A 17,754-nucleotide genomic window follows, 5' to 3' on the forward strand; every position below is an offset into this window, starting at 1 on the left:
GTTTGAATTAGCGCCACTGGCGTCGCTAACGGGGGAAACGCGGGGGCGCGGACCGCCCGCGAAGGGTAGTCGCTGCACGACGATTTTGAGGCGGATAGCGACAAAACCGACACATGGCGGGCAGCAAGACCCGGCTATGTGATCGAAACCGACACATGGCTGGTGCTGCGGCTCGGCTATGTGATCGAAACCGACATATGGCGGGCAGCAAGATCCGGCTATGTGATCGAAACCGACACATGGCTGGCGCTGCGGCTCGGCTATGTGATCGAAACCGACACATGGCGGGCGCTACGGCTCGGCTATGTGATCGAAACCGACACATGGCTGGTGCTGCGGCTCGGCTATGTGATCGAAATCGACACATGGCTGGCGCTGCGGCTCGGCTATGAGGTCGAAATCGACACATGGCTGGCGGCAAGGCTCGGCTATGTGATCGAAACCGACATATGGCGGGCAGCAAGACCCGGCTATGTGATCGAAACCGACATATGGCGGGCAGCAAGACCCGGCCATGTGATCGAAATCGACACATGGCAGGCGCTACGGCTCGGCTATGTGATCGAAATCGACACATGGCAGGCGGTACGGCTCGGCTATGTGATCGAAACCGACACATGGCTGGTGCTGCGGCTCGGCTATGTGATCGAAATCGACACATGGCAGGCGGGACGGCTCGGCTATGTGATATCGCTGTCTGCGATTTGCATCATACGACCGTGATCCCGGCGCAGCCCGACCGACTCCCCTCGAGTCGAGGCATCAACCGAGGTGCAAAGCCTCACCCAGTCAGATTTGGAGGGGATTTGGTACGTGCAACGGGTACTACAATCGCTTGGAATTGCGATGACGTGGAACGGACACGTCTGGGACCCCCTGTTGCCGGGGATAAAATGGGGGCGAGAATGATGCGCCGAGGACAGGACTTGAGGCGCCGGGCACGAACGAAGGACAGGGTGAAGGAAGGACAGGACTTGATGCACCGGGCACGGACGAAGGACAGGACTAGATGGGTGGGGCCACTGCGGTGGCCCCATTTTAACTGTTGGGGCCGTTTGCGGCGCGGGTTGCGGGAGTAGCGGGGGCGGGTTTGAGGGGCTAGTTAAAGTCAGCGCCACTGGCGTTGCTAACCGGGAGGACACGGGTGCGCGGGCCGCTGACGGAGATGCATCCCGGCTCATCCGCGCAGCCGCTGCCGTTTCGTCATCGGCCTGGAGCCACCGTCCCTAGTCAACCCCTTCCCCGCGCGCGCACCGCCAACACGCATCGTCCGTTGTGCCAATTGCTACTAGGGGCGACTACTAGAGTTGCAGGCGCAAATTAGTAGATATGGAATACTGCCTAGGCCTCAAAATTCGAGTATATTAGACTCGAACAGTTACATATAAACGCGACGAACGACTTCACCACACCATCTATCCCCGTGCGTTCGCACCTACGTAGATGAGAGGCGTCCTGGACTCCGACTCGTCCAACTTAGAGAAGCAATTGCGGGACCGGTGCAGAACTGCGGCCGTTGATAATCCAATCGAGTATGAAGTTGTGCTGTGCAGAGAGGAGAAGCGAGTTTGCGAAAAAAGCAAAGGGGAACGAACAGGGGGCGGCGGACGTTAAACGCGGCGACAGCTGTGATGATCACGCTTGGGACTGCGATGAGTTTTGCCCCGTCGCAGGCATTGGCAGTGCCGATAGCAGGGGTGACGCCCCAACAACCTAGCGTGATTACGAAGCAAGACGGCTCCACGTGGGTCCTGGTGTCGAGCGCGGCCAATCTGGAGTTTATCGACATGTACCCGATGAGCGCCATCGCATCGGGAGTGGCGGTGGACTACCTCCACGCGAACATTGAGCTGACCAGTAACATTGTCTTGACAGGCGTGAACTGGACCCCACTTGGGAATGCCACCAATCCCTTCGCTGGCACCTTTGACGGACACGGGTACACGGTGTCGGGCGTCAGTGTATCGGGAAGTCCCTCCGATGCTGGTTTCTTTGGCACACTAGGTACGAGTGGCACGATTGAAAACGTCCAAGTGTCCGATACCGTGACGACGTCCAGCCAGACCAACTCCCCATCTGAAGGTGGGCTCGTCGGATATATGGCGGGCGGTAACATCACAGACGCGTATGTCAGTGGAAGCGTCTCGTACAACGTTAATGGGCCAATTTACACAGGAGGCCTAGTCGGCAATATGCAGGGCGGGAGCATTTCCGGATCGACTGCAAATGTGACACTCTCTGACAATACCGGCGCAGTCGCTTACATGGGTGGCCTGGTGGGCGAAATGCAGAGCGGTAGTGTCACCGATTCATACGCGGTGAGCGGCAACCTCACAGGCGCGGCCGGTGGAACCCTTTATGCAGGTGGCCTGGTGGGCGAAATGCAGAGCGGCAGTGTCACCGATTCACACGCACTGAGCGGCAGTGTCACAGGCACCACCGGTGGAACCCTTTATGCAGGTGGCTTGGTGGCGGAGATGATGGGCGGGAGCATTTCGGGATCAACCGCCACCTACGTGTTCACCGACCTCAATGGCGGGGGGAACGTGGCTCTTGGCGGCTTTGTCGGAGACATGCAGACGGGCACCATTACGAATTCGACTGCGAGCGGTACGCTCCAGTCTGACACGAGCAGCGGTAGCACCTACGCCGGTGGTTTTGCGGGATCGATGGAGGGAGGGAGCATCGCCGGATCGACTGCAAGCAGTACACTCCAACCTGGCGCAGCCGGTATCACCTACGCCGGGGGTTTCGTGGGGGAGATGAATGCAGGCAGTGTGACTGGGTCATCTGTCGCTACGCAGGTTAGCGATCAACAGTTAGCGTCCGACAGCTTTCTCGGCGGCCTAGCGGGTGATATGCAAGCTGGCAGCATCACGGATTCACACGCGAGCGGCACAGTCACCGTGTCCGGTACCGCAGGACTCGATGGAAGCTTCGTCGGCGGCCTAGTCGGGCAGATGCAGGCGGGTAGTGTATCGGCTGCGTACATGGATGGAAGTGTCACTGCTGACTCCCAGGGTGTCGCCTATGCAGGTGGCTTGGTGGGCGACATGCAAAGCGGGAGCGTCTCAGAGTCCTTCATGAGCGGCACAGTGAGTGCTGGCCCTGCCGCAGGTGTTGCGACTTACGCGGGCGGCTTGGTCGGTTCAATGAACGATGGCGGTGTCAGCAACGCATACATGCGGGGTACAGTCAACAGTTCAGCACCCGGTGGTGACATGGCTGATGGTGGTGGACTGGTGGGTCAAATGTTAGGTGGCAACGTCACGACATCTTACGTGAACGCGGATGTCACGGCCAGTTCCTTTCTGTCCGCCGCCGTGGGTGGGCTAGTCGGCAACATCTCTGCAGGCAGCATCACAGACGGTTATGCCGGTGGGAACGTCAGTGGAACTGCGGTCACGAGCGGGACGCTGTTTGGGAGTGGCTCTGTGCCGTCCGGATCGTTTGGTGCACTGACCTCTTCGCAGATGACTCTGCAGCCGTCGTTTGTCGGCTTCGACTTTATCGGGACGTGGGCGATGGACTCGAGCGGCGTGACGAACGCGGGGATGCCGTATTTGCAAGCGATGTATCCGACGATTGCGTCGACGTCGCTTGGTGTGGCTGTATCGGGCGCGGCCTACTCGGCGTCGCTCGCTGTTTCAGGCGGATCCGGTGGTGACACGTGGAGTGTCATCGGCTTACCAACCGGCCTCTCGTTTAATTCCGCCACTGGCGCCATCTCTGGCACTGCGACGACGACTGGCGTCTACACGGTCACGGCGACTGTGACGGACAGCCTCGCCCTCAGCGATACGCGGGTGTTGACACTCGAAGTGGTGCAACCTGTGGTGGTTACGGCGCCGTCCTCGACGACGATTGAGATGCCGTCGTCCGGAGCCGTGAGTGCTCTGCCGTGGACGCCGAGTGCTGTCGGTGGCGCTGTCGGCGGAGGTGGGACGTACACCTGGTCGATGAGTCCGACTTCGCTGGGCGGACTTGCTCTCACGCCGATTGGGGACTGGACGGGGGCGGTTGCCGGGCCGGGGCAGTTCTCGGCGACTCTTGAGGCGAAGTCGGGCCTTGGCATTCTCGGCTCCGCGACTGTGTCATTGGATGTGTTACCGGCACTTGTCCTGCAGACGACGTCAGCGCTACCGGAGGGAGAAGCGGGCCACGCCTATCAGCAGTCGTTGAGCGCAACGGGTGGGTCAGGCAGCTACACCTGGTCGTTAGCGAGCGGCACGACGTCTGGTGAGACGGACGGTTTATCGCTGTCGTCCGCAGGCGTGTTGAGTGGCGACCTGACTGCTTCTGGCACGTTTACCTTCACTGCGACGGTGGCAGATGGCTACGCTGTGGAGTCGCGCAGCTTTACGTTGGACGTCGCACCGGCGCTTGTCTTGCAGACGACGTCGCCGTTGCCAGAGGGAGAGACCGGTATTGGGTATCAGCAGTCGTTGAGCGCATTGGGTGGGTCAGGCAGCTACACGTGGGCGTTGGCGAGCGGCACGACATCGGGTGAGACGGACGGCTTGTCACTATCGTCCGCAGGCGTGTTGAGCGGCGACCCGACTGCTTCCGGCACATTCACCTTCACGGCGACGGTGGCAGATGGCTACGCTGTGGAGTCGCGCAGCTTTACGCTGGACGTCGCGCCGGCGCTGGTCTTGCAGACGACGTCACCGTTACCCGAAGGAGAGACCGGTATTGGGTATCAGCAGTCGTTGAGCGCCTCGGGTGGGTCAGGCAGCTACACCTGGGCGTTGGCGAACGGCACGACGTCGGGTGAGACGGACGGTTTATCGCTGTCGTCCGCAGGCGTGTTGAGCGGCGACCTGGTTGCTTCTGGCACGTTTACCTTCACTGCGACGGTGTCAGATGGCTATGCCACGGAGTCGCGCAGCTTTACGCTGGACGTCGCGCCGGCGCTAGTCTTGCAGACGACGTCACCGCTGCCAGAGGGAGAAGTCGGCCTCGCCTATCAGCAGTCGTTGAGCGCATCGGGTGGGTCAGGTAGCTACACTTGGGCGTTGGCGAGCGGCACGACGTCGGGTGAGACAGACGGCTTGTCACTGTCGTCCGGGGGCGTGTTGAGCGGCGACCCGACTGCTTCTGGCACGTTTACCTTCACTGCGACGGTGTCAGATGGATATGCTGTGGAGTCGCGCACCTTTACGTTGGATGTCGCGCCAGCGCTGGTCTTGCAGACGACGTCACCGCTGCCCGAAGGAGAAGCCGGCCTCGCGTATCAAGACAAGTTGAGCGCATCGGGTGGGTCAGGCAGCTACACGTGGGCGTTGGCGAGCGGCACGACGGCGAGTGAGACGGACGGTTTATCGCTGTCGTCCGCAGGCGTGTTGAGCGGCGACCTGACTGCTTCTGGCACCTTCACGTTCACTGCGACGGTGTCAGATGGGTACGCGACTGAGTCGCGCAGCTTTACGCTGGACGTCGCGCCGGCGCTCGTCCTGAAGACGACGTCACCGCTGCCGGAGGGAGAAGTCGGCCTCGCCTATAATGACAAGTTGGCGGCATCGGGTGGGTCAGGGAGTTACACCTGGGCGTTGGCGAACGGTACCACTTCGGGTGAGACGGACGGTTTATCGCTGTCGTCTGGCGGTGTGTTGAGCGGCGACCTGACTGCTTCTGGCACTTATACCTTCACTGCGACGGTGTCAGATGGGTACGCGACTGAGTCGCGCAGCTTTACGCTGGACGTCGCGCCAGCGCTGGTCTTGCAGACGACGTCACCGCTGCCTGAGGGAGAAGCGGGCCTCGCCTATCAGCAGTCGTTGAGCGCATCGGGTGGGTCAGGTAGCTACACGTGGGCGTTGGCGAGCGGCACGACTTCGTCAGAGACAGACGGCTTGTCACTATCGTCTGGCGGTGTGTTGAGTGGCGACCTGACTGCTTCTGGCACCTTCACGTTCACGGCGACGGTGTCAGATGGCTACGCGACTGGGTCGCGCAGCTTTACGCTGGACGTCGCGCCAGCGCTGGTCTTGCAGACGACGTCGCCGTTGCCTGAGGGAGAAGTCGGCCTCGCGTATCAAGACAAGTTGAGGGCAACGGGTGGGTCAGGGAGTTACACGTGGGCGTTGGCGAGCGGTACGACGTCGGGTGAGACGGACGGTTTATCGCTGTCGTCTGGCGGTGTGTTGAGTGGCGACCTGACTGCTTCCGGCACGTTTACCTTCACTGCGACGGTGTCAGATGGGTATGGTGCGGAGTCGCGCAGCTTCACGCTGGATGTCGCGCCGGAGCTGTCACCGCTGAGTTCGGTCCGGCAGACGGTGCTGGCGGGTTGGCCGGATACGTTCACCTTCACGGAGATGGGTGGATACGGTTCGTACACGTGGTCACTGGCCAGCGGCACGTTGCCGCCTGGCTATACGCTCACGTCAGGCGGAGTGCTCTCGGGCAGGTCGAATGATGTCGGCACGTATGCCTTTATCGTGCGGGTGACGGACTCGCTTGGCGCGACGCGGCTGGAGTCAGCGACGTGGGTGATTGATCAGGCGGTTTCTCCTTTGACCGTGCAGAGTATCACGCTCGGTAATGGGACAGCGGGATCGCTGTACGAACAGACGCTGATTGCCAACGGCGGGAAACCGGCCTACACGTGGTCGCTTGTCAGCGGTTCACTGCCTGCGGGGGTGGTGCTGAACTCGGACGGCGCTGTGCAAGGGACGCCGACGGCGAGCGGGACATACACATTCACGGTGGAAGTCAGAGATACTGCGGGCCACACGGCCACGGCGACCGCCACGCTGACGGTTGAAGCGGGGTCGACGCCGGTAACGCCACCTGTCACACCGACCCCGCCTGGGCCGCCACAGTCGCAGCCGCTGGGGATTGGCGCTGGCTCGCTTCCTGGTGCCACGGCAGGCACGGCCTACTCGGGAACATTGGCGGCTTCTGGCGGCGATGGCACATACACCTGGTCGCTGGCGTCGGGCGCACTGCCGCGGGGACTTATGCTGGCTGCGAACGGCACCCTCTTTGGCACACCGCAGACGATGGGGATGTCCACGTTCACGCTGCGGGTGATGGACAAAGGCGGTGACGTGGCGACGAAGACTTTCCACCTGTTCGTGATGCCAAAGCTGTTGCCAGCGTACGACCGGGTGATTGAAGTGAACGGCCAAGTGTTCAGCCTCTCACCGTCGATGGTGTATAACCAGACGACCTATATGCCGATTTGGTACGTACAGAACGTGCTGAAGTTGGCGGGCGTGAACGCAGCGTGGAACGGCAACTTGAACCGGTGGGACTTGAGCGTGAACACGGGCAGTGGAGCGTTCGCGGGCGTGACGCCGCACCTAATCTTCAACAACCACGGCACACCGGTGTATGTGAACGGAGTGTTGGTGCTGCATGCGCCGACGGTGGCGCATCGTGATCCGACGGATGGTGTGCTGACGACGTACATGCCGATTTGGTATGTGCAGCAGGTGCTGACGGAGCTTGGGATTGTGACGACGTGGAACGGGCACGTCTGGAACTTCTTGCTGCCGGGCGCGGAGTAAGGGCGGGACAGATGCGCCGCGGCGGGACTCGTGTCGCACGGGGCAGTCGCGGGCGAGTGAGGGACGTACCGCCCGGGCGCGAACGAAGGACAGAACTCGTGTTGCCCGACGACCACATGAGGGCGACTGAAAGACGGGATGTCGAGTCATTTTAGGATAACTAAAGACAGGACTAGATGGGTGGGGCCACTGCGGTGGCCCCATTTCGAGTGGTGAGGCTGTTTGTGACGAGGGTTGGTCGCGGGAGTTGCGGGGGAGGGTTTGAATTAGTGCCACCCGCGTCGCTAACGGGGGAAACGCGGGGGCGCGGACCGCCCGCGAAGGTAGTCGCTGCACGACGATTTTGAGGCGGATAGCGACAAGATCGACACATAGCGGGCGCTGCGGCTCGGCTATGTGATCGAAATCGACACATGGCTGGCGCTGCGGCTCGGCTATGTGATCGAAGTCGACACATAGCAGGCGCTACGGCTCGGCTATGTGATCGAAATCGACACATGGCTGGCGCTGCGACTCGGCTATGTGATCGAAATCGACATATAGCTGGCGCTATGGCTCGGCTATGTGATCGAAATCGACATATAGCTGGCGCTGACACTCGGCTATGTGATCGAAATCGACACATAGCGGGCGCTGCGGTCCGCCTAAGTGATCGAAATCGACACATGGCGGGCCGCGGGACTCGGCTATGTGATCGAAATCGACACATAGCAGGCGCTACGTCTCGGCTATGTGATCGAAATCGACACATGGCGGGCCGCGGGACTCGGCTATGTGATCGAAATCGACATATAGCTGGCGCTGACACTCGGCTATGTGATCGAAATCGACACATGGCGGGCGCTGTGGCTCGGCTAAGTGATCGAAATCGACACATAGCTGGCGCTGACACTCGGCTATGTGATCGAAATCGACACATGGGGGGCGCTGTGGCTCGGCTATGTGATCGAAACCGACACATGGCGGGCCGCGGGACTCGGCTATGTGATCGAAATCGACACATGGCGGGTGCTGCGGCTCGGCTATGTGATATCGCCGTCTGCGATTTCCATCATACGACCGTGATCCCGGTGCGGCCCGACCGAGTCCCGGCGAGTCGAGGCCTCAACCGAGGTGCAAAGCCTCACCCAGTCTGATTTAAAGGAGAGAATGATGCGCCGAGGACAGGACTTGACGCACCGGGCACGAACGAAGGACAGGATGAAGGAAGGACAGGACTAGATGGGTGGGGCCACTACGGTGGCCCCATTCTAACTGTTGGGGCCGTTTGCGGCGCGGGTTGCGGGACCAGCGGGGGCGGGTTTGAGGGCTAGTTAAAGTTAGCGCCACTGGTGTCGCTAACGGGGGAGACGGCGGGTGCCGGATCACTCGGGAATGGAAAGAATGTCGCTGCGCGGCGGTCGGACGGTGAATAAGCGACAAAAACGACACTACCGCGGGGTATCGCTCTCTCCTGTTATCAATTATCCAAATTTTATTGGTTGTTCTGGTATAGTAAACACAGAAAAGCCAGTGCGATCAGACACTCATCGTAACTTCCAGGGTACGTTACGTATCTTTTTTGTTGTGGGCAAGCGAAGTGAGGAGCAGCGAGGGAAGACGTCGCGACAAGAACCGTCTCTGCCGTGTGGATGCTCGATTCGATTCGATTCGATTCGATTCGATTCGACACGACACGACACGACACGACACGACACGACACGGTGCCCGCTGTGACATTCGGAAGGAGAAGAGAACATTGGGCTCATCGAACGGACTGAAGCACCGAGGCAAGCGAGCGCTGACGACGACCTCCGCGGTGATGATTGCGCTTGGCACCGCCATGAATTTCGCACCGCCACAGGTGAGCGCACAGACCACACCGACGCCAGTTGCACCGACCGTGCAGACACTGGGAGGTACGCAGTGGGTGTTGGTGTCAAGCGCGGCCAATTTGCTGTACATCGACCAGAACCAAGAGGCGAAGATCACGACGACATCGACCACAGACTACCTGGACGCGAACATCCGGCTGTCTGGCACCATCTCAATGGCGGGTGTGACCGGGTGGGTGCCGATTGGCGACACGACAGCGCCGTTTGTCGGCACATTGGACGGGGCGGGCCATCAAATCACGGGACTGAGCATCACCGGGGCCACGGCGAACGGGTATGAAGGACTTGTCGGACTATTGGGGTCAGGCGGTGTGATTGAGCATCTCGGTGTGACTGCGGAGGTGACAGGCGGCCAGCCTTATGCTGGTGGTTTGGTCGGCTACGAGGCTGGCGGCCTCATTACAGATTCCTACGCCACAGGAAACGTGAACGGGCAGGCTGCCGGTGGCCTCGTGGGTTGGCAGAACAGCGGCACCATCCAAGACTCGTACGCCACGGGGAGCGTGAACGGTACAGGCAGCAGCTCCATCGTCGGTGGCCTCGTGGGTTGGCAAAACAGCGGCACAGTCCAAGACTCACACGCCACTGGGAGCGCGAACGGAAACCTTTTCACCGGTGGTCTGACAGGTCTTCAGAACAGCGGCGTTATTCAAAACTCCTACGCCGCTGGCAGCGTGAGCGGGGTGTATGCCGGTGGCCTGGTGGGCTATCAGCAAAATGGCACCGTGCAGGACGCCTACGCCACCGGGAGCGTGACTGGTGAGACGTTGGCCGGTGGCCTAACGGGTTTTCAGTACAGCGGCACCATCCAAAATTCGTACGCCACGGGCAAAGCAAGCGGCGGTAGCTCGGCTAATGAAGGCGGCCTGGTGGGCCAGCAGCACAGTGGCACCATCCAAGACTCCTACGCGACGGCGAGTGTCAGCGGGGGGGCTGCCGGCGGCCTGGTGGGTGTGCAACGCGGTGGCAACATCACAGACGCCTACGCCGGCGGTGATGTGAACGGGATCCGGGTCACGAGTGGCACGCTGTTCAGCAGTCCAACGACGTCTCTGTCGGGAACGGTCAGCGCCCTGACAGCGTCGCAGCTGACCTTGCAGTCGTCCTATGCCGGCTTTGACTTCACGTCGACGTGGGCGATTGACCCGAGTGGCGTGATTAACGGGGGGATGCCCTACCTGCAGGGCATGTACCCGACGATACGCACGACGGCAGTGGCTGCAGAGGTGGGAACGACCAATTCGCAGCCGCTTTCGGCCTCTGGTGGATCCGGTGGTGACACCTGGACCTTCACGAGTGGCTCCACGTCTGCCACGACGGATGGGTTGTCGCTCTCGCCGAGTGGAGTGCTGAGCGGGGTGCCGATGCAGACTGGGACGTACTCGTTCTCCGCGCAGGTGACCGATAGCCTCGGGCTGAGCGACACGCGGGTGTTGACGCTGGACGTGGGGCCGGCGCTGTCACCGCTCACTCCGGTCCGGCAGACGGTGCTGGCCGGATGGCCGGATACGTTCACCTTCACGGAGATGGGTGGATACGGTTCGTACACGTGGTCACTGGCCAGCGGCACGTTGCCGCCTGGCTATACGCTCACCTCGGGCGGAGTCCTCTCGGGCAGGTCGAATCGGGTGGGGACGTACTCGTTTACTGTGCGCGTGACTGACTCGCTTGGCGCGACGCGGCTGGAGTCTGCAACGTGGGTGATTGAGCAGGCGGTTTCTCCTTTGACCGTGCAGAGCATCACACTCGGCCATGGGACACAAGGCTCACTGTACGAACAGACGTTGATTGCCAACGGTGGCAAGCCGGCCTACACGTGGTCGCTCATCGGTGGGTCACTGCCTGCGGGTCTGGTACTGAACTCGGACGGCGTCGTGCAAGGCACGCCGACGGCGAGCGGAACATACACATTCACGGTGGAAGTGAGAGACACTGCGGGCCACACGGCCACGGCGATAGACACGCTGACGGTTGAGGCGGGGTCGACGCCGGTAACGCCACCAGTGACACCGCCACAGTCGCAGCCGCTGGGGATTGGGACGACGGTGCTGCCAGGCGCGACGGCAGGCACGGCCTACTCCGGCACGTTGACCGCGACCGGCGGCGATGGCACGTACCAGTGGTCGCTGGCGTCGGGCGCACTGCCGCGGGGCCTTTCGCTAGGGGCGAACGGCACGCTCTTTGGCACACCGCAGACGATGGGGATGTCCACATTCACGCTGCGGGTGACGGACAAAGGCGGCGACGTCGCGACAAAGACCTTCCACCTGTTCGTGATGCCAAAGCTGCTGCCAGCGTACGACCGGGTGATCGAAGTGAACGGCCAGGTGTTCAGTCTCTCGCCGTCGATGGTGTACAACCAGACGACATACATGCCGATTTGGTACGTGCAGAATGTGCTGCAATTGGCGGGCGTGAACGCCGCGTGGAACGGAAACTTGAACCGGTGGGACCTGACGGTGAACACGAGCAGCGGAGCGTTCGCGGGCGTGACGCCGCACCTCATCTTCAACAACCACGGCACACCGGTGTATGTGAACGGAGTGCTGGTGCTGCATGCGCCGACGGTGGCGCACCGTGATCCGACGGATGGTGTGCTGACGACGTACATGCCCATCTGGTATGTGCAGCAGGTGCTGCAGTCGCTCGGCATTACGACGACGTGGAACGGGCACACGTGGAACTTCTTGCTGCCGGGCGCGGAGTAAGGGCGGCAATGATGCGACTAGGGCGACACGGCTCGGGTCGTCTGTGATGAAGTGAGGGCGAGTGAGGACGGGCAGAATGAACTAACGACAGGACTAGATGGGTGGGGCCACTGCGGTGGCCCCATTTTGACTGGTGAGGCGTTTGCGGAGGGCCGCACTGGGGGCGAACCGCCCCGCGAACGAAAAAAATGCCGCTGCGTGTCAAATTTCTGCCGAGTAGAGACAAAATTTACGTGAGGCCGGCGCAGCAGGTAGCCAATGACCGTGTAGCGGCAGTCAGGAAACCGAAGAAGCAAGCGGGCGCAATCGAGGGGAAAAAACGCGAAAGAGCAGGTAGGGTACAACTGTAGAACCTCGTGACCAGAGCCGCTCAACTAGACTACTAGGGGATGTTCCAACTATATCCATACAACCGATGTTCGTGTATGATTTGGAAGTAGCGAAGCTACCAATGAGCATCGGGAGACTACCTCCAATCGCGAGACATCCAGACCAATGTTGTTATTCCTTAATCTATTGGATATCTGATATGAAAGTCTCTTTTCCAAGTCACGCGCTATCCGACGCGAGTCGAGTCAAGAAGGGGGAGACAGGGGTTGCGAAGGCAGAAAGAGAACAGAACAGGTAATGGGCGGCGGGCGCTCAATGCGACGACCGCAGTGATGATTACGCTTGGCACCGCAATGAACTTTGCCACACCGCAGGTGGCTGCGCAGACCACGACGACGCCGGTTGCGCCGAGCGTGCAGACCATCGGAGGCACAACGTGGGTGGTGGTCTCGAGTGCGGGCAACTTGCTGTACATCGACCAGAATCAAACCTCTGCGATTACGGCGGGATCGACCACGGACTATATGAACGCGAACATCCGGCTGTCTGGCACCATCTCGATGAGTGGTGTGTCGGGGTGGGTGCCGATGGGCGGCTCCGGAGCGCCGTTTGTCGGCACATTTGACGGGGCGGGCAATCAGATTACGGGGTTGACCATTAATCCAACGGGCAGGTCGAATTCCGGGCTGTTCGGAGTGTTTGGGACGAGTGGGACGATTGAGAATCTGGGTGTAAACGCGCAGGTGACGGGGGGCACTCGCTCCCAAACTGCTATCTTAGTAGGCATGCAAGACGGTGGCACTATTACAGACTCCTACACGACGGGGAGCGTAACTGGGAGAAATGTTGCGGGGCTCGTAAATGAGTTGATATCTGGTGCTATTGAAGACTCATACTCAACGGCAAAAGTAAATGGGGAGTATGGGGGGTGGGCTGGTGGACTGGTGGGTACTCAGAGCAACGGCGTCATTCAGAGGTCGTACGCGGCGGGGAACGTGAGTGGCGATGGTAGGGGGGGTGCTTATGGTGGACTGGTCACAATACAGTTCGGGGGTACTATCCAAAATTCTTACGCGACGGGGAATGTGACTGGACCAGGGGTAGTCGGGGGCCTGGTTGGCTGGATGGAGGCCGACGTTGGCACCATCCAAGACTCGTACGCAGTGGGAAGTGTCAGCGGAGGCACGGCAGGTCGCCTCGTGGGTGGGCAGGACAGTGGGACCATCACAGACGTCTACTTTCCAAAGGGCTCAGTTTCGGCGATTGGCTCACAGAGCGGGGGAGTCGACACTGGCGTGGCGGCGCTCAACAGTGCGCAGATGACGAGTGCCGCGTCCTACGCTGGTTTTGACTTCACGGGTACATGGGCGGTCGACCCGAGTGGAGTCATCAATGGCGGGATGCCGTACATCCAAGCCATGTACCCTACGATTACCTCGTCGCTCAGTGCCCATTTGTCTGGCACGACACTCTCTGGTCAACTCTCTGCAACGGGCGGCTCAGGCGAAGATACGTGGTCTGTCAGTGGCTTGCCGTCCGGGGTGTCGTATGATCCCGCCACCGGCGCCATCTCCGGCACCGTGACGACGCTCGGCATCTACACGATAACCGCGACAGTGACCGACAGCCTGAATCTCGCGGATACACGCGTGATCACGCTCGACCTGGGGCAGCCGCTCGTCCTTTCGGTGCCGTCATCAACCACCATCGATATGCCACCATCGGGTCAGACGACGGACAGCCTGCCGTGGACACCAAACGCCACGGGCGGTGGTGGAGGCAGCTACACCTGGTCACTGAACCCAACCCCTTTGGACGGACTTCAGCTGACGCCGAGCGGAAGCTGGACTGGGACGCTGGCAGCGCCTGGGCAGTTCTCTACGACCATCGACGCGAGGTCGAACCTTGGCGTGCTGGGGTCGGCGACGGTGTCGTTGGACGTGTTGCCGACACTTCTCTTGAATACAACGTCTCCGCTACCGGAAGGAGAAGCTGGCCTCGCCTATCATGACAAGTTGAGCGCATCCGGTGGGTCAGGTAGCTACACCTGGTCGCTGGCAAGCGGTACCACTTCCAGGCAGACGGATGGTCTGTCGCTGTCGTCTGGCGGTGTGTTGTCCGGCGACCCGGCAGGGGCTGGCACCTTCACGTTTACGGCGACGGTGGCAGATGGGTACGCTGTGGAGTCGCGCAGCTTTACGCTGGATGTGTTGCCGGCACTCGCCTTGAAGACGACGTCACCGTTACCCGAAGGAGAGACCGGCATTTCGTATCAGCAGTCGTTGAGCGCCTCCGGTGGGTCGGGGAGCTACACCTGGGCACTGGCGAGCGGCACGACGTTTGGTGAGACGGACGGTCTGTCGCTGTCGTCTGGTGGTGTGTTGAGTGGCGACCTGACTGGACATGGCACCTTCACGTTCACGGCGACGGTGTCAGATGGCTACGCAGTGGAGTCGCGCAGCTTTACGTTGGATGTGTTGCCGGTGCTAGTCTTGCAGACGACGTCACCGTTGCCAGAGGGAGAAGCCGGTATCGCCTATCAGAAGTCGTTGAGCGCGACGGGTGGGTCGGGTAGCTACACCTGGGCGTTGGCAAGCGGCACCACTTCGTCGGAGACAGACGGCTTGTCGCTGTCGTCTCGCGGTGTGTTGAGTGGCAGTCCGACTGGACCTGGCACGTTCACCTTCACGGCGACGGTGGCAGATGGCTATGCCACCGAGTCGCGCAGCTTTACACTCGATGTCGCGCCGGCGCTGTCACCGCTGAGTTCGGTCCGGCAGATGGTGCTGGCCGGATGGCCGGACACCTACACTTTCACGGAGACGGGTGGATACGGCCCGTACACGTGGTCGCTGGCCAGCGGCACGCTGCCGCCTGGCTATACGCTCACATCGGGCGGTGTCCTCTCGGGCCAGTCGAATCGGGTGGGGACGTATGCGTTTACTGTGCGGGTGACTGACTCGCTTGGTGCGACGCGGCTGGAGTCTGCGACGTGGGTGATTGAGCAGGCGGTATCGCCGCTGACCGTGCAGAGCATCACGCTCGGTGCCGCGACGGAGGGCTCGCTGTACGAACAGACGCTGATTGCCAACGGTGGCAAGCCGGCCTACACGTGGTCGCTTGTCGGCGGATCGCTGCCTGCGGGGGTGGTGCTGAACTCGGACGGCGTCGTGCAAGGTACGCCGACGGCAAGCGGGACATACACGTTTACGGTGGAAGTGAGAGATACTGCGGGCCACACGGCCACAGCGACCGACACGCTGACGGTCGAGGCCGGCGTGACGCCGGTAACGCCACCCGTGACACCGCCTACGCCTGTTCAGAACCCGCCGCTGGTGATCGGCGCTGGCTCGCTGCCCGGCGCCACGGCAGGCACGGCCTACTCTGGAAGCTTGGCGGCTTCGGGCGGCGATGGCACGTACCAGTGGTCGCTGGCGTCGGGCACGCTACCGCGGGGTCTTATGATTGCGGTGAACGGTACGCTCTTTGGCACACCGCAGACGATGGGGATGTCCACATTCACACTGCGGGTGACGGATAAGAGCGGCGACGTGGCGACGAAGACTTTCCACTTGTTCGTGATGCCGCAGCTGCTGCCTGCGTACGACCGGGTGATTGAAGTGAATGGTCAAGTGTTCAGCCTTTCTCCGTCGATGGCCTACAACCAGACGACGTATATGCCGATTTGGTACGTGGAGAACGTGCTGAAGTCGGCAGGCGTGAACGCGGTGTGGAATGGGAACTTGAACCGCTGGGACTTGACGGTGAACACGAGCAGCGGAGCGTTCGCTGGGGTGAAGCCGCACCTGCTATTCAACAACCACGGCACACCGGTGTATGTGAACGGAGTGCTGGTGCTGCATGCGCCGACGGTGGCGCATCGTGATCCGACGGATGGTGTGATGACGACGTACATGGGGATTTGGTATGTGCAGCAGGTGCTGAAGGAGCTCGGAATTGTGACGACGTGGAACGGGCACGTCTGGAACTTCTTGCTGCCGGGCGTGCAGTGAGGGGCGGGACGGATGCGCCGCGGGCGAGTGAGGGATGTGCGGCCCGGGCGCGAACGAAGGACAGAACTCGTGTTGTCCGAAGACCACATGAGGGCGACTGAAGACGGGATCTCGAGTCATTTTAGGATAACTAAAGACAGGACTAGATGGGTGGGGCCACTACGGTGGCCCCATTTCGAGCGGTGAGGCTGTTTTGCCGCGAGAGTTGCGGGAGTAGCGGGGGCGCTGCGGCTCGGCTATGTGATCGAAATCGACACATGGCGGGCGCTGCGGCTCGGCTATGTGATCGAAATCGACACATGGCGGGCGCTGCGGTTCGGCTATGTGATCGAAACCGACACATGGCGGGCGCTGCGGCTCAGCTATGTGATCGAAATCGACACATGGGGGGCGCTGTGGCTCGGCTATGTGATCGAAATCGACACATGGCGGGCCGCGGGACTCGGCTATGTGATCGAAATCGACACATGGCTGGCGCTGCGGCTCGGCTATGTGATCGAAACCGACACATGGCGGGCCGCGGGACTCGGCTATGTGATCGAAATCGACACATGGCTGGCGCTGCGGCTCGGCTATGTGAGCGGAACCGACACATGGGGGGCGCTGTGGCTCGGCTATGTGATCGAAACCAACACATGGCGGGCCGCGGGACTCGGCTATGTGATCGAAACCGACATATGGCGGGCGCTACGGCCCGGCTATGTGATCGAAACCGACACATGGCTGGCGCTGCGGCTCGGCTATGTGATCGAAACCGACACATGGCTGGCGCTGCGGCTCGGCTATGTGATCGAAACCGACACATAGCTGGCGGCAGGGCTCGGCTATGTGATATCGCCGTCTGCGATTTCCATCATACGACCGTGATCCCGGTGCGGCCCGACCGAGTCCCGGCGAGTCGAGGCCTCAACCGAGGTGCAAAGCCTCACCCAGTTTGATTTGGAGGGGATTTGGTACGTGCAACGAGTACTACAATCGTTTGGAATTGTGACGACGTGGAACGGGCACGTTTGGAACTTCCTGCTGCCGGGCGCGGAGTGAGGGCGGCAATGATACGACTAGGGCGACACGGCTCGTGGCCCCAGGATATAAAGTGAGGGCGACTCGGGGCAACCGGGCCGCGCGGAGATGAACTAACGACAGGACTAGAAGGGTGGGGCCACTGCAGTGGCCCCATTTTGACTGTTTGGGCCGGTTGCGGCGAGGGCTGCCAGGCTAGCGGAGCTGGTGTGAGGGCTGCCTCGGACTAACGACACTGGCGTCGCTATCGGGGCTGTCGAGAGGGGCCCCATGCCGCCCGCGAATGGAAAAA

The 17,754-nt window shown here is 61.1% G+C and carries 7 protein-coding genes; all 7 read left to right on the forward strand.

Annotation, left to right across the window (positions count from 1 at the left end):
* Positions 1-138: 138 nt before the first annotated feature.
* The 7 genes from JC200_RS12835 to JC200_RS12865 all read left to right on the forward strand — a co-directional run bounded on the left by JC200_RS12835 (position 139) and on the right by JC200_RS12865 (position 17,483).
* Positions 139-723 (forward strand): hypothetical protein, encoded by a 585-nt coding sequence (locus tag JC200_RS12835; RefSeq protein WP_274432092.1) that lies wholly within the window; start codon positions 139-141, stop codon positions 721-723.
* An 845-nt stretch (positions 724-1,568) separates the two neighbouring features.
* Entirely contained in the window at positions 1,569-7,517 is a 5,949-nt protein-coding gene (locus JC200_RS12840; protein ID WP_274432093.1) for a beta strand repeat-containing protein, read from the forward strand.
* A gap of 900 nt (positions 7,518-8,417) precedes the next feature.
* Positions 8,418-8,582, forward strand: a complete 165-nt coding sequence (locus tag JC200_RS12845; protein WP_274432094.1) for a hypothetical protein — start codon at positions 8,418-8,420, stop codon at positions 8,580-8,582.
* 673 nt (positions 8,583-9,255) lie between these two features.
* Positions 9,256-12,099: an Ig domain-containing protein gene (locus JC200_RS12850; RefSeq protein ID WP_274432095.1), complete on the forward strand. Its 2,844-nt coding sequence runs from the start codon at positions 9,256-9,258 to the stop codon at positions 12,097-12,099.
* A gap of 596 nt (positions 12,100-12,695) precedes the next feature.
* Positions 12,696-16,442 carry a beta strand repeat-containing protein gene (locus JC200_RS12855; protein WP_274432096.1) on the forward strand — a complete coding sequence of 1,249 codons (3,747 nt, stop codon included), beginning with the start codon at positions 12,696-12,698 and terminating at the stop codon, positions 16,440-16,442.
* Positions 16,443-16,682: 240 nt separating this feature from the next.
* Positions 16,683-17,249, forward strand: coding sequence for a hypothetical protein (locus JC200_RS12860; protein ID WP_274432097.1), 567 nt, complete (start codon positions 16,683-16,685; stop codon positions 17,247-17,249).
* 108 nt (positions 17,250-17,357) lie between these two features.
* Positions 17,358-17,483 (forward strand): hypothetical protein, encoded by a 126-nt coding sequence (locus JC200_RS12865; RefSeq protein ID WP_274432098.1) that lies wholly within the window; start codon positions 17,358-17,360, stop codon positions 17,481-17,483.
* Positions 17,484-17,754 lie beyond the last annotated feature (271 nt).

Origin of the sequence: Alicyclobacillus sp. ALC3 (assembly GCF_028751195.1) — a bacterium.
Taxonomy (GTDB): domain Bacteria; phylum Bacillota; class Bacilli; order Alicyclobacillales; family Alicyclobacillaceae; genus Alicyclobacillus_L.